At 54.4% G+C, this 21,829-nt stretch carries 17 protein-coding genes; 3 read left to right on the top strand and 14 right to left on the bottom strand.

Annotated elements, in window-relative coordinates; all coding sequences use genetic code 11:
• Positions 1–193: 193 nt before the first annotated feature.
• The 9 genes from ACE418_RS12440 to ACE418_RS12480 form a co-directional block, all read right to left on the bottom strand.
• Entirely contained in the window at positions 194–1,048 is an 855-nt protein-coding gene (locus ACE418_RS12440; RefSeq protein WP_416450904.1) for a polysaccharide deacetylase family protein, read from the bottom strand.
• A gap of 10 nt (positions 1,049–1,058) precedes the next feature.
• The gene (locus ACE418_RS12445) at positions 1,059–1,457 is read right to left on the bottom strand and encodes a hypothetical protein (protein WP_020311208.1); all 399 of its coding nucleotides are present in this window, start codon (positions 1,455–1,457) and stop codon (positions 1,059–1,061) included.
• Positions 1,458–1,730: 273 nt separating this feature from the next.
• Positions 1,731–2,015, bottom strand: a complete 285-nt coding sequence (rpmA, locus tag ACE418_RS12450) for a 50S ribosomal protein L27 (RefSeq protein ID WP_020311207.1) — start codon at positions 2,013–2,015, stop codon at positions 1,731–1,733.
• Between the two features lie 19 nt (positions 2,016–2,034).
• Positions 2,035–2,343 carry a ribosomal-processing cysteine protease Prp gene (locus tag ACE418_RS12455; protein ID WP_416450905.1) on the bottom strand — a complete coding sequence of 103 codons (309 nt, stop codon included), beginning with the start codon at positions 2,341–2,343 and terminating at the stop codon, positions 2,035–2,037.
• Positions 2,343–2,654, bottom strand: coding sequence for a 50S ribosomal protein L21 (gene rplU, locus ACE418_RS12460; protein WP_027894775.1), 312 nt, complete (start codon positions 2,652–2,654; stop codon positions 2,343–2,345). Before rplU ends, ACE418_RS12455 begins: the two co-directional genes overlap by 1 nt.
• A gap of 769 nt (positions 2,655–3,423) precedes the next feature.
• Positions 3,424–4,590, bottom strand: a complete 1,167-nt coding sequence (locus tag ACE418_RS12465; RefSeq protein ID WP_416450906.1) for an N-acetylmuramoyl-L-alanine amidase family protein — start codon at positions 4,588–4,590, stop codon at positions 3,424–3,426.
• 354 nt (positions 4,591–4,944) lie between these two features.
• The gene (locus ACE418_RS12470; protein WP_416450907.1) at positions 4,945–6,288 is read right to left on the bottom strand and encodes an S-layer homology domain-containing protein; all 1,344 of its coding nucleotides are present in this window, start codon (positions 6,286–6,288) and stop codon (positions 4,945–4,947) included.
• Positions 6,289–6,805: 517 nt separating this feature from the next.
• Positions 6,806–8,263, bottom strand: coding sequence for a [FeFe] hydrogenase, group A (locus ACE418_RS12475; RefSeq protein ID WP_416450908.1), 1,458 nt, complete (start codon positions 8,261–8,263; stop codon positions 6,806–6,808).
• Positions 8,264–8,457: 194 nt separating this feature from the next.
• On the bottom strand, positions 8,458–10,323 hold the full coding sequence (locus ACE418_RS12480; protein ID WP_416450909.1) for an ABC-F family ATP-binding cassette domain-containing protein: 1,866 nt from the start codon (positions 10,321–10,323) through the stop codon (positions 8,458–8,460).
• 146 nt (positions 10,324–10,469) lie between these two features.
• On the opposite strand from ACE418_RS12480, the gene ftsH reads away from it, so the two are divergent.
• The gene (gene ftsH, locus ACE418_RS12485; protein ID WP_416450910.1) at positions 10,470–12,299 is read left to right on the top strand and encodes an ATP-dependent zinc metalloprotease FtsH; all 1,830 of its coding nucleotides are present in this window, start codon (positions 10,470–10,472) and stop codon (positions 12,297–12,299) included.
• 424 nt (positions 12,300–12,723) lie between these two features.
• Positions 12,724–14,274 carry a putative polysaccharide biosynthesis protein gene (locus ACE418_RS12490; RefSeq protein ID WP_416450911.1) on the top strand — a complete coding sequence of 517 codons (1,551 nt, stop codon included), beginning with the start codon at positions 12,724–12,726 and terminating at the stop codon, positions 14,272–14,274.
• Between the two features lie 110 nt (positions 14,275–14,384).
• Here ACE418_RS12490 and ACE418_RS12495 read toward each other — a convergent pair whose 3' ends face one another.
• From ACE418_RS12495 to ACE418_RS12515, 5 genes are all read right to left on the bottom strand, one after another.
• The gene (locus ACE418_RS12495; protein WP_416450912.1) at positions 14,385–15,560 is read right to left on the bottom strand and encodes a pyridoxal phosphate-dependent aminotransferase; all 1,176 of its coding nucleotides are present in this window, start codon (positions 15,558–15,560) and stop codon (positions 14,385–14,387) included.
• 294 nt (positions 15,561–15,854) lie between these two features.
• The gene (gene alr / locus ACE418_RS12500) at positions 15,855–17,057 is read right to left on the bottom strand and encodes an alanine racemase (protein WP_416450913.1); all 1,203 of its coding nucleotides are present in this window, start codon (positions 17,055–17,057) and stop codon (positions 15,855–15,857) included.
• 56 nt (positions 17,058–17,113) lie between these two features.
• Positions 17,114–18,400: a serine hydrolase domain-containing protein gene (locus ACE418_RS12505; RefSeq protein ID WP_416450914.1), complete on the bottom strand. Its 1,287-nt coding sequence runs from the start codon at positions 18,398–18,400 to the stop codon at positions 17,114–17,116.
• Between the two features lie 289 nt (positions 18,401–18,689).
• A complete protein-coding gene (locus ACE418_RS12510) occupies positions 18,690–19,487 on the bottom strand; it encodes an alginate biosynthesis protein AlgP (RefSeq protein WP_416450915.1) in 798 nt (265 codons plus the stop codon).
• A 102-nt stretch (positions 19,488–19,589) separates the two neighbouring features.
• On the bottom strand, positions 19,590–20,762 hold the full coding sequence (locus ACE418_RS12515; protein WP_416450916.1) for a tetratricopeptide repeat protein: 1,173 nt from the start codon (positions 20,760–20,762) through the stop codon (positions 19,590–19,592).
• A gap of 123 nt (positions 20,763–20,885) precedes the next feature.
• Here ACE418_RS12515 and ACE418_RS12520 point away from each other — a divergent pair, with 123 nt between their 5' ends.
• Complete coding sequence (locus ACE418_RS12520) at positions 20,886–21,650, top strand: formate/nitrite transporter family protein (RefSeq protein ID WP_416450917.1); 765 nt, start codon at positions 20,886–20,888, stop codon at positions 21,648–21,650.
• Positions 21,651–21,829: the final 179 nt, after the last annotated feature.

Here is a 21,829-nt window from a genome sequence, read left to right on the forward strand (position 1 = left end):
TAATCCCATACGACAAACGATGAACGACCTACGATCAACGTAAAAAGAGGCTGTCTTAATGCGACAGCCTCTTTTTAGTGGTTAGTGGCTAGGAGTTAGCGGATGGGATTAAATTTAAAGTCATCTCCTACAAACTATAAAGTAAACGGGACATCGCACGATGGTAAAAGCCTTCGTGCGATGTCCCTTGTATTCATGGCTGCGGGATATGTTGGGCCAAATCTTTGGTCATTTCTATGTGTTCAAAGTATTTGTGGGTCTTCCACAGTAGCGCGCTGAAGGCGCTGAAGGTCAGGCGGAAGCGGAAGTGCTTGAAGCTGATAGGGCCTTCAAACATGGGGACGCGGTCCAGGTCATAGGGATCGTCCCAGGGGAAGTCGCGGCCCGTTTCTACGGTGAAGGCGTAACGGTAACCGGCGCCCCGCGTTTCTTCCATGACCATGTCGTTGTATTTGCCTTCCGGGAAGGCGATGAAGTGACAGGGTTTCCCCGTCATCTTTTCGATGATGTCTTTGGAATCCTGCAGTTCGTGACGCACGCCGGCCCGGTCGAAGCTGGTCAGGGGCTTATGGCTGATGGTATGGGAGCCGAATTCCATGCCGTCGGCAGACATTTCTTTGACCTGGTCCCAGGTCAGGTAGCCCGGCGTATTCATGAGGTTGATGATCAGGAATATGGTGCCGCGCATGTGATATTTCTTCAGGATGGGATAGGCATTTTCATAGTTGTCGACGTAGCCGTCATCAAAGGTGATGAGGACCGGCCGGTCGGGCAGGTCGCCTTCGCCACGCATGTAGGCATCGAATTGTTCCAGCGTAATGGAATGGTAATCGTTGTCGTGCAGATATTTCATCTGTTCATCAAAATTGGCTGGCTTCATGGTCAGCACGGTGTTGAATTTATTATTGACCTGATGGTAGTTCAGGACGGGGACGCCTGTCAGGTGATAGTTTGTCGACCCGAAATACCAAAAAGCAAAGATACCGATGAGGAGGACCAGAATGGTGAGGATGACACCGATGATCCACGAGCATATTTTCTTCAACATAAGACTTCCTTTATTTTGTTACGTTTTTCAGTGTCTTGATGAAATGGTTCTCTGTCAGCCATTTTTCATCGCCTTTTTCCAGGGCTTCCTTCAGCTCTTTGATACAGATATTTTCCATATGGATTGTTTCGATGGTCGTCGTCATGTATTTCGTTTCTTCGTACATGTAATCATCGAGTTCCTGCTTGACCAGGACGTCTTTCAGTTCAAAGAGCAGGTCTTCCGATTCCTGCTGGATAGCCAGCAATTCGGTCCAATGATTATATTCTTCTTCGGTCAGGACGAATTCGCCGTACATGTCCGTGACCAGCTGTTCCTGGGAACAGAGGATCTGTTTGGCATAATCGACGCCGGTAGAACGGTCATAGACGTGGAGCTCACGGTTTTCTCCATTGACACTAACGCGCATGGCGTAACACCTCCGCTTGAGTTTAATCAAAGTACATACATCCTCTATTATACAGGATTTTGAGAAGACGACAAGTGTTTTTTTTGCATAAAAAAGGACTTACCGTCATGCGGCAAGTCCTTTTTACGTTCGTCGTAGGTCGTTCATCGTTGGTCGTGAAGAATCTAAAAATTACCTCCCTTTTCGATGAACGATGAACGAAAAACTTTTAAAATAAAAGAACCGTGCATAATGGCCTAAGCCCTTATGCACGGTTTCTCCCATACAAACTAATTATGCTTCTACAGGGTATACGCTAACTTTGCGGTTGTATTTACCAGCGCGTTCGAAAGCAACTTTGCCTGCAGCCGTAGCGAACAAGGTATCGTCTTTGCCGATGCCTACGTTCGTGCCCGGATGGAAGTGCGTACCACGCTGGCGAACGATGATGTTGCCGGCTTTAACGATGACGCCGTCATGGCATTTTACACCAAGGCGTTTGGATTCGCTATCACGGCCGTTACGCGTGGAACCTGTCCCTTTTTTATGAGCGAAAAGCTGTAAGTTGAAATTGAACATTCCGTCCACCTCCTGACGTCTATGAGTCGAGTACGACGTATTCTCCATACTGCCGTACAATTTGTTCCAAACCTGCTACCATAGTCCCTAAGATGATCTGTGATGCGTCACAGGGTCTGGGGACCTGGACGGATAAGAAGCCATCGTTTACTTCATACGGTACGTCTTGCGAAGCGTACTGCATGAGACCCAACAAGGCCGTCTGCGACAAGGCCGAAACGGCGGCGCAGACAATATCGCTGCCGGCTTCATCATAGTCAGCATGGCCGGTTATGGTAAAGCCTGTGTAGCGATTTTTCTTATCGCGATGCATCGTAATGGTAATCATTAGCCTTCAATCTTTTCGATTGCAACTTTCGTGAACGGCTGACGATGGCCCTGACGACGACGGTAGTTGGATTTTGCTTTGTATTTGAAAACGAGGACTTTCTTTTCTTTGCCCTGAGCCAATACTTTTGCAGTAACTTTAGCGCCTTCAACAACGGGAGTACCTACTTTAACATCACCGTCGTTAACGACTGCCAATACCTGGTCGAATACTACGTTGGAATCAACATCGGCATTCAGTTTTTCGACGAAAATGTTGTCGCCTTCCTGGACACGATACTGTTTTCCACCTGTTTTGATAATAGCGTACATGAGTGACACCTCCTCATCAATATACTCGCTGAATACGGCGTCCCTTGCGGGAACTTGCGAGCCTCTCCACGCGGCTTATCCATAGCCACTTATGCTACGACTTCCCTAATATACCATAAACAATGGGTGATGTCAAGGGATTTTGGGGGTTAGGGGTTAGCGGCCCGCCTTGTGGTTAGGGGGCCTAGTCGTTCGTCGTCCATCGAATTTTTTGGGGCTGACGCCCCCGCAGGCCGTATCGAGTGACCCTCGGCTCGTAGTCCGTAAAACCTCACCATTATACCAGCATGGGCTGTGATGAAATCTCCCTAGCGGGCTCGCCACGTGCGAGCCCCTACGCACAAGGCCATGGGCCGTGTATTTTTTGTGTCATTAACCAGAGTTCTCATTCATCGCCTGTATGCGATATCGTAGGGTACGCCCAAAGCCTTTCTGGCCCGTAAGGTGCCGACCAACGGAAGGCGCAAGACGGTTGCCAGAACGGACAGCCGTAGCGGGCGTCCCGCGTGAATCCTGTGTACATCCCCAATGACATGAGCGGCAACAGATTCAAAGTAACGACATCGCCTCGAGTGACCCTCGGCTCATAGTCCGTAAAACCTCGCCATTATACCAGCATGGGTTGTGGTTAAATCTCCCTAGCGGGCTCGCCACGTGCGAGCCCCTACGAACACGTTTGCGACCAACCGCCTGCGAACTGCGTTCATTTCATAAATCCGAAAAAAAGGAGCTGTCGCGATGCGACAGCTCCTTTTTTACTACAAACTTTTTAATTCCCGTTATGGTTGAAGTAATCGGCCAGGCCTTTGACGATGCTTTCGGCGAAGTTCTGCTGCTGGGCATCGGAGTTGAGGGCTTTTTCTTCGTTCGGGTTGGAGATGAAGCCCAGTTCCAACAAGGTAGCCGGCATGTTGGTGTGCAAGAGGACATAGAAGTTGGCCGTCTTGACACCGCGGTCGGCAAAGTTCGTGGCCTTCATGTTCTGAAGGTGGATGTAGTTGGCCAGACCGTAGTCATACGGGGTCTTGCTGTTGTAATAGGCTGTGACGCCGCCTGCAGACGGAGCATCGTAAGAATCGATGTGGATGCAGACGAAGACGTCGGCTTTGGCCGCATTGGCAATGTTGCAGCGGGCCTGCAATTCTTCGACAGCGCCGTCATACGGAGCATAGACGTCGACGTCGGTCGTGCGGGTCATGACGACATTGGCACCGGCTGCACTGAGCAGGGCTGCGACTTTCTTGGAAATGGCCAGGGTGATGTCCTTTTCCTTGGAGTACGTACCGACAGCGCCGGAGTCCGAACCGCCGTGGCCGGGGTCGATGGCAATGGTCTTGCCCTGGAGCCCTTTGGTCAGGCTGTAGGTCTTGCTGCTGCTATAGGCCGGGACATTGGTGGCCGGCTGTTTCGTAGCCGACGGTTTCCAGCTCTGGGTCGGCTTGGTCGCTCCTTTGATACCGATGTTGGTATCGCCCCAGTGGCTCCACTGTTTGAGCTTGCCCGATTTATCGTTGATGTCGATGACGACACGGCTCGATACTTTACTGCCCGTTGCCCCGGGAAGGGTAAAGACCTTGACGTCGTTCTTGGTGACGGCCCGCGGGACCTTGATGGTCACGTCCGTACTCGACGACCGAGACGATAAGGTGACACGGGAAATGACGTTGCTGTTGGGCTTATAGCTCTTGGCCACATTCTTGCCAATCCCTGTATTAGGCAAAGTGACGAAAACATATTCGCCGGAGTTATCGATGTATAGCTTGGGATTGGCCTTACCGCTGACATCGAGGACGGTCCGAACGAAAGGCGTGTTAGCATCTGTTCGCGTTGCCGTCCGCACATTGGTAATTTCCTGCTTAGCCGCTGCCTGGACCGATACCATCGGTATCAGGAAGACGAGCAGCATAAGCGGAAGGATCCACAATTTTTTAAACACAGTATCTTCTCCTTTACGATCCTAAACTGTTTCAACTTATTCATTATACAACGATTCGGGCGGAATTGGCAATCATTTTCTGTAGGGGCGACCACGTGGGGCGCCCGTTCACGCAAATCCGGTTCACAAGTATTTCACATGTACCCGGCGAAGAATTGGCAATCATTTTTATCTCGTGGCTCGTTGTTAGTGGCTCGTGGCTAGGGGGGGGTAGCAGTTAGCAGTCAGCAGTTAGCGAAAAAGGACTGTTTCATGATGGCAGATACCCTCATGAAACAGTCCCTATAAGACAACCTCTATAAGACAACCTCTCAGACCGCTTTCAGCAGCCAGCTCTCCTATGAGGCGAGCCTTTTAGAACAAGAAGTTGATTTCTACGTCTGTGAATTCGTCCGGATCATCGGCGTTGCCGTGTTTGGTCTGGGTACCAAAGGTCTGGGCGGCCGTGAGGATGACGTTCTTAGCCAGCGTGTAGTCGACGCCGACGCCCCAGGATTTAACATTGTCCAGGACGCTGTCATCACGCCAGGAGTTAGTAGCGCCACCGAGGAGAACACCTTTGTCGGAGTTGATGTATTCAACCCAGGCATCCCAGGAACCGCGGGCATCGCTGTCAGCCGAGCCATAGGTCAATTTGCCGATCCATACTTCCGGATCTTTCGTATCCCCATCACCAAGGTATTTATTGTTGCTGTTGATTTTTTCATAGTTGGCCAAAGCATTCCATTTGCCGAAGTTAAGGCTGGCATAAGCGCCCCAGAGGTCGTCAGCGCGGAAACCGTCGCTATACCGTTCACTACCTACGTTGCCGCCAGCTACGGTGAAGTCATTGTAGTAGACGCCTACAGCTGAGCCAGCTGCCCGGCCGCCGCCGAAGAAGCCTTCCAATTCGCCATAGCCGGTCTTGACGCCGTCCATGTCATCGGTACCTGCGATGTCACCGGCTTTGAATTTACCATAACCAGCCGTAGCGGCGAAGTGGTCGTTGGTGTATTTCAATTCAGCCCGGTCAAAGACGTCGCCATACTGGAAGCCGTAGGCATTTTCACCGCCGAGGATATACGTATCGGTACGGCCGACGCTGAGGTTCCAGTGGTCGCCGCCGAAGTTGTAATCGACTTTAGCGTCATCGGTGAAGATGTCGTTGTTATCGCTGGCAGCGCCGTTATCGGCGAAATTGATGTCATCCGTGCTGATACCGTAGGTTACGGTCGTGCGGTCATTGACTTTGGCATTGGCGCGGACGCGGACGCGGTAATCCCAGGAAGCATCTTTCTTGTAGCCCGTGCTGGCTTCACTGCTGGTGTCCTGGTGCTGGAAACGGATACGGGCATCACCGGTCAGTTTGACGTTGCCGACGCGGTTTTCAAGAGCACTGACGCGGACGCCGAGGTTGTTGAGTTCATCGGCATATTCATCAGCCAATTTGTTGATGAGGGCGCGCTGTTCTACGGATGCTTTGTCCATGTGAGCCATGGCTTTGGCGACCATTTCAGCGGCTTCGTAACGGGTGATGTTGCGTTCGCCCTGGAAATAGGAGCCGTCTACGCCCTGGATGACACCGGCGTCAGCCAGTTCGACAACGGATTTGTAAGCCCAGCTGTCCGTCGGTACGTCGACAAAGGGGTTAGCTGCAAAAGCGCAGGCTGCGCCGACAGCCATCATTGCGGCTAAGGATGTAACGATTTTCTTTTTCATCAATATGACCTTCTTTCTCTGTGTAAAAGCCAGGAAGCCTGTCACAATGAAGGAGTCCCCCTATCCGCTGCGGTCGAGTGTGCCTAGTTTCCTCTCGCATTACATAAAGGTTCTGCCCACATTGTCCCATTTATCACATGGCTTGTTCCAATGAGCACATAGTCATTATACATTTTATGATATTAATTGTCAATATCTTGTTCGGGAGTAAAAAAGAGGCTGTCGCATTAAGACAGCCTCTTTTTACGTTGATCGTAGGTCGTTTATCGTTTGTCGTATGGGATTAAAAATATCAATCCATCGCGATGAACGATGAACTACGAACGAAAAACTTTTAAGTTGAAGGGGCCTAGCATGATGGCAAAAACCTTCGTGCGACAGCCCCTTTTCTGTAGGGGCGCCACGTGGGGCGCCCGCTGTGAAATATGTAGATTTCCTAACTAGTTTGCTAAAAAACATCCAAATCCCTAACGGGTCGCCCACGTGGCGACCCCTACGCAGGCGCCCTTTAGGCCGCCTATTCTTCTGTTGTCGGCGGTTTATACTTCGGCGACATGGGGTTGGTCTGGGGCGTGAGGTTCTTCATGCGGCCCAGCTGGTCGCTCTTGTCGGAGAAGTACGTATGCAAAACGAATTCGGCCATTTCGGACAGCGGTTCATCGAGGAAGGCTTCGTAGAGTTCTTCGATTTCCGGGTTCTGCCAGCTGGCTTTGATATCGGTTTCTTCGTCGCTCTTATAAATCGATGCCGTACGGGCTTCCTGGACTTTTTTGACCTGCGGCAGTTTGACTTTCGGCTGGCCGCCGCCACCGATGCAGCCGCCAGGGCAGGCCATGACTTCGATGAAGGAATAGTCTTCAAAGGAGTCGTTCTTGATGAGGTCATCGATGAAGGCGCGGGCGTTGCCCAGGCCGCTGATAGCGGCGACGTGGATGACGAAGTGGCCAAAGATGACCGTCGCCTTCTTGACGCCCTGCAAGCCGCGGACCGGTTCAAAGGGGATGAAGTCCTTCGGTGCCGGACGGCCGGTGAACATATGGTAAGCCGTGCGGATAGCCGCTTCCATGACGCCGCCGGAGTTGCCGAAGATGCGGCCACCGCCGGAGGCTTCGCCAAAGGCCTTGTCGAACTGGCCGTCTTCAAGGCTGGCAAAATCGATGTTTTCGTCCTGGATCCACTGAGCCAGTTCGCGCGTCGTGATGCAGATATCCGTATCGCGGATTTCCGGTTCATCCCAGAAGAGGCCCGATGCACTCAATTCCGGACGGCGGATTTCCGCCTTCTTGGCCGTGCACGGCGTGACGCAGACATTGACGATCTTCTTGGGGTCGATGTTCTTCTGCTGGGCAAAATAGGTCTTGATGACCGGGCTGAGGATGCTGATAGGGCTCTTCGTCGAGGACAGATGCTGGAGCAGGTCGGGATAGAAGGTTTCGGCGAATTCGACCCAGGCCGGGCAGCAGCTGGTGAACTGCGGGATAGGAATTTCTTCGGACTGCAGGCGGTGCAGGAGTTCCATCGCTTCTTCCATGATGGTCAGGTCGGCACCGAAATCGGTATCGAAGACATAGTCCGCACCGAGCGTACGCAGGGCAGCGATCATCTTCCCTTCGACGAAGGTACCCGGGTCCATGCCAAAGGCTTCACCCAGGCCGACGCGGACAGCCGGAGCGGTCTGGAAGATGACGATTTTTTCAGGGTCTTTCAAGGCAGCCTTGACTTTGTCGACATCGTTGACTTCGACGATGGCGCCAAAGGGGCAGGCCGACGAACACTGGCCGCAATGAACGCAGATGGGCATGTCCCCTGTACTGGACAGGGAGTAATAGTCCAACACAGTCTGTGTGTCGGCACAGGCCCGGCGACATAAGGTGCAGTTCTTGCACTTCGTTACGTCAAATTGAACGGCACAGTTGTGTTCATCGATAGGAACACGACGGTCAATTTTTTCAAAACGGGAATGAAATTCAGGCATATGCAGATACTCCTTTTCGGTCAGAAATTCAGTAAGTGTAAAAATCAGTAACTATGTAACATTTTGTCACAAACTTCGTTATCTATAGGATAATACAAAGTGGCATAGATTTCCATTACTTTTGTGTAATTCATCTACCCTTTTTACCATATCTTTTATGCTTTTTTGTAATATTCGGGAAAAATTGCCGTAATTTATGCTTTTAAGTCTTCCAATTCGCACCATCTTTCTGTCAAAGCATCGACTTTATCCTGTGTTTCCTTCTGTTCAGCCAGCAGGGATTCGACTTCTTCGTAATTGCTCCCGGCAGCGGCAATAGCTGCATTGAGGCCCTTGAGCATGGCTTCGTAGCGCGGTAGTTCTTCGGTGATGTGCCGCAATTCTTCTTCCTGCCGTGACGTCAGGCCGGCTTTTGTTTTGGCTGGCGTAATATTCGTTTTAGTAATAGAAGGCGAAACAGGCTTTTCACTTTTCTTTTCTTGGTGATGACTGTATTTTTCTTCCAAGTATTCACTATAGTCACCGTAAAAGCGGTCCCATGTCCCCTTTTCTAATGTGAAAAGTTTATCAACCACCCGGTCCAGGAAGTAGCGGTCATGGGATACGACGAGGACGACGCCCTGGAAAGTATCGAGATAGCGTTCGAGGACGGTCAGCGTCGGGATGTCCAGATCATTCGTCGGTTCATCCAGGAGCAGGACATTAGGCTGGTCCATGAGCAGGCGCAGCAGGTACAGGCGCCGCCGTTCGCCGCCGCTCAGCTTGGCGATGTAGGTATACTGCATTTCTTCAGTAAACAGGAACTGGTCCAGCAGGCGCGTCGCCGAAATGCGCTGGCCGAACTGGTTGGTCACGAAATGGCCGTGTTCCTGGACGTAGTCGATGACCCGCATGCCTTCGTCGAACTGGGGCAGCTGCTGGGTAAAGAAGCCGAAGCGTACAGTCTGGCCGATGGTGACGGTCCCTTCGGTCGGGGCCAGCTGGCCGGCCAGGACTTTGAGCAGCGTCGACTTGCCGACGCCGTTCTCGCCGATGATGCCGATGCGGTCGTGCTTGACGACGTGGTAGGTCACGTGCTGGAACAAGGGATGGGCCGGGTCGTAGCCGAAGGCCATGTCGTCGATGTCGATGATGGTCTTGCCCAGGCGGACGGACGTGTCGAACATTTCCACTTCGCCGATGGGTTTGCCCGCTTCGATGGCGCAGAGCTGTTCGTACCGTTCCTTACGGGCTTTCTGCTTCGTCGACCGGGCCTGGGCGCCGCGCTGGATCCAGGCTTTTTCACGGCGGATGAGGTTGCGCCGCTTGGCTTCGCTCGCCTCTTCCCGTTCGAGCCGGGCCTGGCGCTGTTCCAGATACTGGCCGTAGTTGCCGACATACGTATAGACATGGCCCCGGTCGAGTTCGATCATGGAATCGGCGACGCAGTCCAGGAAATAGCGGTCATGCGTACTGAGCAGGATGGCGGCCTTGCTGTCGCGCAGGTATTCTTCGAGCCACATGATGGTCTTATCGTCGAGATGGTTCGTCGGTTCGTCCATGATCAGCAGGTCACAGGGCATGATCAGGGCCCGGGCCAGGCCCAGGCGCTTGCGCTGGCCGCCGGACAATTCATCGACGACCTGCGAAAAATTGGAAATGCCCAGTTTATTGAGGATGATTTTGGCATGGGCTTCCAGCTCCCACGCCTGCTGTTCATCCATTTCGGCACTGAGGGCGACGACGGCCGCATCATCGTCACGCTGGACCGCTTCTTCGTAGCGCCGGAGCAGCTTCATGACCGGCAAATCGCCATCGAGGACGCTTTCCAGGACGGTATGGCCGGAAAGGAACTGCGGTTCCTGGGGCAGGTAATGGATACGTGCCTTGGGGTTGCGCCAGATAGTGCCGCTGTCGGTATCGGTAAGCCCTGCGATGATTTTCAGGAGCGTCGTCTTGCCGGCGCCGTTGAGGCCGATGAGGCCCAGTTTCTGGCCGCCGTCGATGGCAAAGGTCACGTCGTCGAAGAGGACGCGCAGGCCATAAGATTTCTTTACATTTTCTACGGTTAATATATTCATTATAATATGTCCATCACTTTCTCTGTATATTTTCTTTTACCCTAGCACATCCACCGGGAATATGCAAGGCAGTCCCCTCTTGTCAGGCTCCGCAGGGGGTGTAAAATAAAAGTACAGCTTGATTTTATAAAAGGATGTGATGGATTGTGAAAGAAGTCAAAGAAAAGAAAAAACCGATTTTATTCTATTATATCGTCGCTTTGGCCGTCATTTTCGTGTTCAACGCCATCGCCCGGCCTTACTATGACTCCCAGAGTGTCAAACAGGTCGACTACGGGACGTTCATGAACATGACGGAAGATGAAAAGATCTCCGACGTCCAAATCGAAGAGAACCAGATACTCTTCAAGGACAAGGACGGCAATGAATACCGCACGGGCGTCGTCAATGACCCGCAGCTGACGGAACGGCTGCACAAGGCCAATGTCTCCTTCAATGAAGTCATCAAGGAAAAGGATTCTCCCTTTACGGACTTCCTCATCGCCTGGATTCTGCCGATCCTGATTTTCTTCGGCATCGGCTACTATTTCAACCGCAAACTCATGAACCGCGGCGGCGGCAATTCGCTCATGTTCGGCGCCAAGAACCAGGTCAAGGTCTACGTCCCGTCGGCGAACGGCATCCATTTCGACGATGTCGCCGGTGAAGATGAAGCCAAGGAAAACCTGTCGGAAATCGTCGATTTTCTCCACCATCCCGATAAATACGCCAAAATCGGGGCCAAGATGCCCAAAGGCGTCCTCCTCGTCGGGCCTCCGGGCACGGGCAAGACCATGCTGGCCAAAGCCGTCGCCGGCGAAGCCGGGGTTCCCTTCTTCCCCATTGCCGGGTCGGAATTCGTCGAAATGTTCGTCGGCATGGGCGCTTCCAAGGTCCGCGACCTTTTCCAGCAGGCCAAGCAGAAGGCGCCGTGTATCATCTTCATCGACGAAATCGACGCCATCGGCCAGAAGCGCACGGGTAATGCCATGGGCAACAGCGAACGGGAACAGACGCTGAACCAGCTGCTGACGGAAATGGACGGCTTCAACGCCGATGACAACGTTGTCATCCTGGCTGCGACGAACCGGCCGGAATCGCTGGACCCGGCTCTGCTGCGGCCAGGCCGTTTCGACCGCCGCGTCCCGGTCGAACTGCCGGACCTGGCTGGCCGTGAAGCCATACTCAAGGCCCATGCCAAGAAAGTCGCCCTCGGCGACGACGTCGACTTCCACACCATCGCCCGCATGGCAGCCGGGGCATCGGGCGCCGAACTGGCCAATATCGTCAACGAAGCGGCCCTGCGCGCCGTCCGCGACCACCGCGATGCCGTCAGCCAGGCCGACCTGGAAGAAAGCATCGAAGTCGTCATCGCCGGCTACCAGAAGAAGAACGCCATCTTGTCGGACGATGAAAAGAAGACCGTCGCTTACCATGAAATCGGCCACGCCCTGGTCGCTGCCCTCCAGAGCCATTCGGCACCGGTCCAGAAGATCACCATCATCCCCCGCACGTCGGGCGCCCTGGGCTACACCATGCAGGTCGACCAGCAGGATAAATACATCCTGTCCCGGGAAGAACTGGAAAACAAGATTGCCACCCTTACCGGCGGCCGGGCTGCAGAAGAAGTCGTCTTCCACCAGGTCACGACAGGGGCTTCCAACGATATCGAACAGGCCACCAAGCTGGCCCGGGCCATGATCACCCGCTACGGCATGACCGACGAATTCGACATGGTCGCCATGGAAACGGTCACCAACAAATACCTCGGCGGCGACACGTCCCTGGCCTGCGCACCGGAAACGCAGAAATACATCGACGCCAAAGTCGTCTCCGTCGTCAAGGAACAGCACGCCAAGGCCAAGAAAATCCTCGAAGACCATCGCCCGGCCCTGGATGCCCTGGCCAAATACCTCTACGAAAAAGAAACCATTACAGGTAAGGAATTCATGGATATTTTGAAAGCGCAGACCGTGAGAGCGCAGGCCGCAGAATAATGGCCGTGGGTCGTGGCTAGTGGTTAGTGGTTCGTGGTTCGTGGCTCGTGGCTCGTGGGTCGTGGCTCGTAGGGGCGCCACGTGGGGCGCCCGCCATGAATAATGGCGAATACGTGGCTAGTGGGTCGTGGTTCGTGGCTAGTGGCTAGTGGCTAGTGGGTCGTGGCTTGCCTCCCCTCATAGGGGAGGTGGCCCAAAGGGCCGGAGAGGTTGATTTTAAGCCTCCCCTGATAGGCCCTTTTTGGTCCGTCAGGCGTTGACCGCAGGGAAACGCAGGACGGCTGCCAAAACGGAGAGCCGGGCTGGAGGTGGCCCGACGGGCCGGAGAGGTTGGCGGCTAACACTTCACTATATACAAGGTAAGGTAAATGTGCTAAAATTAGTTGTTATGTTGGTAAAAATTCTATAGAGTTAAGGGGTTATTATGGCAAACAAGTTTATCTCCGGCACATTGATCCTGACCTTGTCGGGCTTTGTCGTCAAAGCCATTGGCAGTATCAACTGGATCATCTTGTCCCGTATCCTAGGCGGTGAAGGCATCGGTATTTACCAGATGGCTTTCCCGATTTACCTGCTGGCACTCGATATTTCCAGTGCCGGTCTGCCTATTGCAATTTCCATTATCACAGCGGAAAAAGTAGCCAAACAGGACTATTTCGGCGCCCAGCGCATTTTCCACGTGTCCCTGTCCATGCTGTGTACGACGGCCCTCTTTTTGAGCATCGTCATGTTCTTTGGTTCCAGCTTCCTTATCGATGAACACATCATCCGTGAAAGCCGGGCCTATTATTCGCTCATCGCCCTGGCACCGGCTATCTTCTTTACGACGATTATCGCCGGCTACCGCGGTTACTTGCAGGGCTGGCAGCAGATGACGCCGACGGCGATTTCCCAGATCGTCGAACAGCTGGTCCGCGTCGTCGTCATGCTCGGCTTTGCGGCGCTCCTTTTGCCGTACGGCCTCGATTATGCCGCCGGCGGTGCCAGCCTCGGCGCCGGTGCCGGTGGGTTTGCGGCCTGGCTGGTCCTGGTCTATTACTATTATAAACTGAAGCGGTCTCTCCCCGTCGACGGGCCGACTTTCGAACAGGAAAGCATCAAGCACATCTTGAAGCGCCTGGTCATCCTGGCTATCCCCATTTCCCTGTCGAGCATCATGCTGCCGGTCGTATCCAACCTGGACCTGCTCATCGTGCCGCGGCGGCTGGAAGTGGCCGGCTATTCGACCCATCAGGCCACGGAGCTGTTCGGCTACCTGACAGGCATGTCGGTACCGCTCATCAACTTGGCGACGATCCTGACGGCGGCCATGGCCATGAGCCTGGTCCCCGCCATCAGCCACAGTTTCACCTTGAAGGAATACGATGAGATCCGCGAACGGACGGCGACGTCCATGCGCATCTCCTTCCTGGTCACGATTCCCTTCAGCGTCATCCTCTACGTCATGGCCGAACCGATCGTCACCTTCATCTACAACGCGCCGGCCGCTACGGATGCGACGCGGGCTGTGGCCATCGCCATCTGCTTCCTGGGCTTGCACCAGATTTCGACGGCCATCCTCCAGGGCCTGAAGAAGCCGAAGATCCCGGTCATCAATATGGGCGTCGCCTGTGTCGCCAAGGTCCTGTGCAACTGGTTCTTAGTCGCCATCCCGACTCTGGGCATCACCGGGGCTTCGTATGCGACGGTGGCCGACATCGGCGTCGCTGCCGTCCTCAACATGTTCTTCATTTACCGTAAAATCGGTTACGTCATCGACATCAAAGTCGTCATGAAAAACATCGTCTCCGCCGCCATCATGGGCGTGGCCATGCATTTCATGTACGCTTTCCTCTTCCCCTACCTGGGACTCTTCCTGGACCTCTTCCTGACGTGCATCGTCGGGTCGGCCATCTATATCGGCTGCATGGTCCTCAACGGCGGTGTCACCAAAGAAGACGCAGCCAAAATGCCCCTTATCGGACGATTTTTCTAGAAAAAACGCGCTGTCTTTGCGACAGCGCGTTTTTTAGGGTATAGGTAGATAACTTGTGAATTCGATTTGCATGAGCGGGCGCCCCACGTGAGCGCCCCTACAACTAAATATCAGCTCTTTCGATATTTCGCTACGAAGCGGGCCATGCGTTTCAGGGCTTCCTGGATGGTTTCCATGCTGGCGGCGTAGGAGATGCGGACGAAGCCTTCGCCCTGGTCGCCAAAGGCCTTGCCCGGTACGACGGCGACTTTTTCTTCCTGGACCAGTTTTTCGCAGAATTCGGCGGACGTCATGCCTGTGCAGCGGATATCCGGGAAGATGTAGAAGGCACCTTTCGGTTCAAAGACGGGCAGTCCCATGTCGCACAGGCCCTTATAGATGACTTTGCGGCGGCGGTCGTATTCCTGGCGCATGGCTTCGACGTCGTCATCACATTCCTTGAGGGCCGTGATGCCGCCGACCTGGGCCGTCGTATTGGCGCACATGATAGCGTACTGATGGAGCTTCAAAATCGGTGCCAGGCCTTCCCGCGGCGCGCAGACGTAGCCCAGGCGCATACCCGTCATGGCATAGGCTTTGGAAAAGCCGTTGAAGATGACCGTCCGTTCGCGCATGCCCGGCAATTTCGCGAACGATGTGAACTTGGCATCGCCGTACATGAGTTCACAGTAGATTTCATCGGACAAGACGATGAGGTCGTGTTCTTCGGCAAATTTAGCAATAGGCATCAATTCTTCTGCCGACATGACCGTCCCCGTCGGGTTGTTCGGATAGCCGATGACGATGGCTTTCGTCTTGGGCGTGATGACCTTTTCCAGGGCTTCGACAGTCAGTTTGAAATCGTGTTCCGGATAAGTCGGCACGAAGACCGGCGTCCCACCGGCCAGTTCGACCGAGGCCGGATAGGCGACGTAAGCCGGGTCGGGGATGATGACTTCATCGCCCGGTTCGGTAATGGCCAGGAGAGCCATGGCCAGGCCTTCAGAGACGCCGACAGTGACCAGGATTTCATCTTTCGGATCATAATGGACACCATAGCGTTTTTCAAAATGCTGGCTAATGGCTTCACGGAGCTCCATCATGCCTGAATTCCCGGTATAGCTCGTTTCCTTGGCATCGAGGCTGTCCTTCATAGCTGCCAGGACCTTGTCCGGTGCGGCAAAGTCCGGTTCACCGATACTCAGGGACAAGACGCCTTTGACCTGGGCTGCAATATCGAAGAACTTGCGGATCCCCGAGGGTTTGATGGCCTTGACATTGGCCGCTGTTTTGTCATTCCAATTCATAATAACACACCGCCTTTTCTATGATTATTTTTACATTTATGTATGCGTGTATCTTATATACAGTATACCACTTGCAACAAAATCATGGAAGAGGAAAAAGAGGCGCTGTCGCACAAAGCCAAAATAGCTTCATGCGATAGCGCCTTTTGAGTGGCTAGGGGTTAGGGGTTAGGGGTTAGGGGTTAGGGGTTAGGGGTTAGGGGTTAGGGGTTAGGGGCTAGGGGCTAGGGGTTAGGGGTTCGCAGGCGGGCCGCCTTTACAGGACGGCCCCTACGAACGGCGGCCTGCGTGTTTTTACGGTTTATCGAAGAGGTATTCTTCGCGGCCTACGACTTTGCCGCCTTTCATGTAGACTCTGGGGACGCGGCGCGAAATGTCGCACATGATTTCGTAGTTGATGGTGCCGCAGGCGGCGGCGATTTCTTCGATGGGGATGAAGCTGTCGCCCTGGCGGCCGAAGAGGACGACTTCGTCACCGGCGTGGACGTTGGCTTCGCCGCTGACGTCGATCATGCACTGGTCCATGCAGATGGTCCCGACCTGGGGGACGCGGTGGCCATGGTAGAGGACGTCGACTTTCCCCGACAGGATGCGAGAATAGCCATCGGCATAGCCGACGGGCAGGGTCGCGATTTTACGGCGTGACGGTGCCGTATAATGGCGGCCATAGCTGACGGTCGCCCCGGCGTCGATGAGCTTGACGTGGGCGATGCAGCAGTGCAGGGACATGACGGGCCGCAGGTCATAGGGCTTTATGTCGATTTCCGGCGACGGTTCACAGCCGTACATGATGATGCCAGGCCGTACCATGTCGCAGTAGTATTCCGGCAGTTCCAGGACAGCCGCACTGTTGCAGCAATGGCGCAGGGCGATGTGGATGCCTTCTTCTTCCATGCGCTGGCACATCCAGCGGAAGTGGCCGTACTGTTCGCGCGTGAACGACTTGTCTTTCATGTCGGAAACGGCAAAATGGGTGAACATACCGCGGATTTCGATATTCGGCAGGGCTGCGATGGCCTTGATTTCCGAGACGCTGAATTCATTGACCTGGAAGCCGACGCGGCTCATGCCGGTATCGACGGCGATATGGACGCGCAGGGTCTTGCCCAGGCGCTGGGCTTCCTGTGAAAAGAATTCGGCGTTCTTCAAGTTGAAGACGGCCGGTTCGATGTCATACGTCAGGAGTTCTTCCGTCCGCCGGGCATCGGTATGGCCGAGGATGAAGATTTCATTGTCGATATGCGCATAGCGGCGGAGTTCGACGGCTTCGTCCAGGCTGGATACGGCAAAGCAGTCGGCGCCGTTTTCAGCAAAGGTCTTGGCCAGCTCGACACTGCCGTGGCCATAGGCATTGGCCTTGACGACAGCGGCAATCTTCACTTTCGGCCCGACATGCTTGCGAATCTGGCGCATATTATGAGCCGCTGCGTCGAGGTCGATCTGGGCCCAGACGGCACGGCGTGTAAAATTCATAGTACTTTCGTATGCATTCATCATTTATCTCGCCTTCCCATTATGGAATGTTACTATATTCCATAATCATAGCACAGCCCTTATAGGCCGTCAATCAATCGGCACAGGCTGTCCATGACATTTTCTTCCCAAATGTAATTATGGCTGAAACGGCCGGCGCTGCGCGGGTCGTCGTCTTCGGCCAGGGCCTCGCCATTCATGACATAGGCAAAGCCGCTGCCCGTCCCGGGCCGGATGAAAAGGCCCGATAATAGGCCAAAGGCCTGGCCCGTGTGGCCCCATAAATCGACGGCCTTCGTGCGGCAGCCGCGGGCCGGTCCCGTGCCGTCGACAAAGAATTCGCCCAGTCCATAGGCGAACAGGGTCTGGCCGCAGGTATCGCCATTGTGGCCGTCATAGACCCACTGCGGCCGGAACATAGCCTGCAGCGACGCAGGCGCCAGGATTTGACGGTCCTGATAGCGGCCGCCGTGAAGGACCATGTCCAGGACATGCCCCAATTCTGCCAGGGACAGGCGCAGACCGCCTTGCGGTGAAAAAATCGTCGCATTGGTCCCAGGCCGGTAAGCTGCCAGGTCATAAGCCTGGCAGACGTCCTGGGCATAGGGATTCTGCAAAGAAAGGGTCTCCCCTTGTGGCTGGATGCCGCCGAAATCGTCGATAGTGCCCTGCCAGGGACCGTTTTCATTCCAATGGCCCTGTTTATCCCGTTTGAGATAAATCGTTCCCAGACGGGCGAATTCGTCGTTTTTCAGGTTACCGGGAACGTAATCGGCCTGGCAGTCCAGCGCTTTCAGGATATGCTGTTTCTGATACCTGTCGAAGCGTTCACCGGTCACGGCTTCGATGAGGGTCCCCAGGAGACCGTAGTTGAGATTACAATAGGTAAAATATACGCCCGGCGCTTGTCCGGCCGGTGCGAAGTGGCCCCCATCCTCCCAGTACGGGCTGCCTGGCGTGAAGAAAGCCCGTACGCTGACCGACGGCGGAATACTATAGACCTGGCCATCGCGCAGGCCTGACGTGTGGGAGGCCAGCATGCGAAAGGTAATGGGCACCTCCGGATAGGACGGATGACGCAGGACAAAGCCGAGATAGGGGCTGACGTCATCGTCGAGGGATACCTGCCCGGCTTCAACGAGCTGCATGAGGGTAAAGACCGTGAACATCTTGGAAACGGAAGCCATGCGGAAACGGCTGTCCACCGTCATCGGCCAGGACCGGTCCCCATCCATGCGGCGGACGCCGGCAGCAAAGCGATAGACCTCGCGCCCGCCGCCATAAGCCAGGACGGCCAGGCCGGGCACACCGGTCCCGGTGTCGCCAATCAGAGAGGCAAAATAAGCATCCCAGTCAGTTCGATTCATAGTAGCTCCTTTCGGGTGCAGAAAAGAGGCTGTCGCATTAAGACAGCCTCTTTTTACGTTGATCGTAGGTCGTTCATCGTTTGTCGTATGGGATTAAAAATATCAATCCATCGCGATGAACGATGAACTACGAACGAAAAACTTTTAAGTTAAAGGGGCCTCGCATGATGGCAAAAACCTTCGTGCGACAGCCCCTTTTAAGTGGCTAGTGGTAGTGGCTAGTGGCCGTCCTAAAGCCTTTCCAGCCCGGCTTTCCGAGCCACGAGCCACGAACCACGAGCCACTTTTCTTACCCTTTATAATTTTCCGGATAGATGGTGATATCGTAGTGGTTCTTGTCCCATTCGTGGGTAATCTGGTGCTTGTACGGCGACAGGGCGTTGATGAGGACTTCATAGGCCTTGGTGCCCTGGTAGATGCCATCGTCGGAGATGTCGACTTTGTAGCCATTTTCATGGGAATAGATGCCGCTGGCATGGTACCCGCTTTCGGCCCCGCCGGTGATGACGAAGGAAATGCCGGCCTGACGGGCTTCGGTATTCAAATGATCCAGGAAGGCGATGGTCGAGCTCTGGAAATGGGCCGTATCGGTCGTCCAGTTGCTGTCCCACGGCGTATCCATGCCTTCGGTGCTGCTCCACTTGCGCAGGTTGCTCTTGCCGAAATCGCGGCGGTATGCATAGGCATTGGCGACAGCTGCATCGTAAGAATCATGCTGATACTGGTATTGGTACTGGTCTTCATATTTCTGACGGTTCCAGGCCGTGACCGGTGTCGCCATGTGCTGCGATTCTGCATAATGGTACTTGACAGTATCGGGCGTAATCGTCCCAGGATTATCAATATTGGCAAAGGCCGATGCCGGGATCAGGGAGTGGACACGTTCCCGAAGGCGGTCACCGATTTTGTCAGAATTATTCGTTGTGGCAGTTTGCGTTTTCTTCTTGGCTTTGTCTTGTTCCTGGACCTGTGCCATAACGGCTACGGCCGGAGATACCGTTTCCGATTCCTTGACCTGTGCTGCCGAAGCAGTGACAGTTCCCATAAGACAGCAAAGAAACAGGATGGTGATGATAGACTTCTTCATTGAATTCCCCCTTAAAATACTGAAATTATGTGTATGACATTGGGTTATTTTCACGAACAACATTTCAATTATAACATATTCAGGGGAATTTGAAAAGTCCGGCTACGACCCGAGGAGCTGGCGCTGTTCGATTTCCTGGGCGGCCGCTTCATCCTGGTCCGCTTTCTTCGTATCGCCTAATTTCCGCCAGACCTGGCTGCGCAGTTTATAGCCATCTTCATAGGGCTTGACGGCCAGGGCCTGTGTCAGATACTGTGCGGCCCGCTGATAATCGCCCTGGTCCATGGCCAGCTGGCCCATGCTGTCATAGACGGCCAGTTTATCGCTGTCATCCGTCGCCAGGCGGACCGATTTTTCATAGTCCGCTTTGGCCAGGTCGAAGCGCTTCAGATGGCGGTAACATTCGCCGCGGTTATTGTAATCCATCGCCGTTTCCTTCAAGGCCAGGGCTCTCGTCAAGTCGGCAATGGCCAGCTCGTCCTGGCCCGTCTGGGCATAGACCAGGCCCCGTTCCGAATAGACCCGGCTGTCGTCGGGATGGCGCTTCACGGCTTCATTGAGCAAGGCCAGGGACTGGTCATATAATCCGGCTTCTTCAGCGACAGAACCGGCCAGGAAATAATCGCCGCGGTGCATGAATTCATACATGACACCGACACGGCGGCTCTGGTCCGCCATTTTCTTGTCGCCCTGCTTGTCATAGATCAAGCTTTCGAGGATATAGTTCTGAGGAAAGGCCGGAACCAGCTTTTCCCCCTCTTTGACATCGTCCAGGGCCTTGTCATAGGCTTCGATGGCCGTATAGGCCCGGGCCCGGTTGAAATACATCAGGCCCTGCAAAGGGTCGCCCTTTGGGCTCAAAGACAGGGCCTTGGTATAGTCGTTGACGGCCAGCTGGTATTCTTTGCGCTGTTCATAAATGGCGCCGCGGTTGAAATAATGGAAGGCCTTGCCCGGTTCCAGGGAAATGGCTTTGTCGCAATCGGCCAGGGCTTCGTCGTTCCGCCCGAGGAGACTGTAAATCGTGCTGCGCCGGTCGTAGGCATCAGCATCGTCGGGATGTTCGGCAATCTGGCCGTTGACGAGCTGAAGGGCTTTCTCATAATCCTTGGCCCGGACAGCCTGCAGGAGTTCGCTTTCCCCATGGGTCTGCAAAGCAATGGCCCCTTCGCCATTGTCTTTCGCCAGCGTCATATCATCAGCCAGGGACAGGCAGGGAATGGCCAAAAAGCAGGAAACCAGCCCGGCTAAGATGCACTGTTTCAATCGGTTCATAAGAATCCCCCTATCTCTCGGATTTTGCTTTACCTTAAGATATTCGACAGGCCCCTGCCAAAATCCTGCTAAAAGACAAAAAGTAATATGGTATAATAAGAAAAAACGAATGAGGTGAGCATTTTGTTTGAAAAAGAATATGAAGCATCGGCCAGCGGTGCGGCCGCCAAAGTCCGTTTCCTGAAGGAAAATCCCCTGGGCTACGTCATGGTGTCCCTCCTGGGCGGCGCTTATCTCGGCTTCGGCGTCCTCTTGAGCTATGCCATCGAAAGCTACCTCGGGCCACAGCCATGGTCCCATATCGTCATGGGCCTTTCCTTTGGCGTCGCCCTCAGCCTGGTCATCATCGCCGGAGCGGAAATGTTCACTGGCGACGCCTTCATCCTCTATAACGGCCTGCGGCGCAAGACCGTGACCGCCGGGGACGTCGTGAAACTCCTGGTCGTCTGTTACCTCGGCAACTGGCTCGGCGCCCTCATCCTGTCGCTTATTTTCTACGGCACGGGACTCGATACGGGCGCCATGGCCCAGGCCCTGACGGAAGCCGCCGCGCTGCGGATGAACCTGCCGCCGCTGGAAATCTTCTGCCGGGGCATCCTCTGCAACGTCCTGGTCTGCCTGGCCGTGTGGTGCTCCTTCCGCTGCCACTCGGAAAGTGCCAAACTGATCATGATCTTTTGGTGCCTCTACGTCTTCTATACCCTCGGCTTCGGCCATTGCATCGCCAACATGACCCTCATGGACCTGGCCCTGCTGGCCCCTCATCCGGACACAGTCAACGCAGCCCATTATCTCTATAACCTGTGCTGCGTCACAGCCGGCAACGTAGCCGGCGCCATCCTCTTCGTCTCCCTCCCCTACGGCCTCGCGTCGCGGCGACGGGAGTGAGGAGGTAGCGGTCAGGGATTAGGGATTAGGGGTTAGGGGTTAGGGGTTAGCGGTTAGGGGTTAGCGGTTAGCGGCTTGTCCCTAATTGCTAGCCCCTGACAGCTTAAAAGGGGCTGTCGCACGAAGGTTTTTGCCATCATGCGAGGCCCCTTCAACTTAAAAGTTTTTCGTTCGTAGTT

Source organism: Megasphaera jansseni (assembly GCF_047974155.1).
Lineage (GTDB): Bacteria > Bacillota > Negativicutes > Veillonellales > Megasphaeraceae > Megasphaera.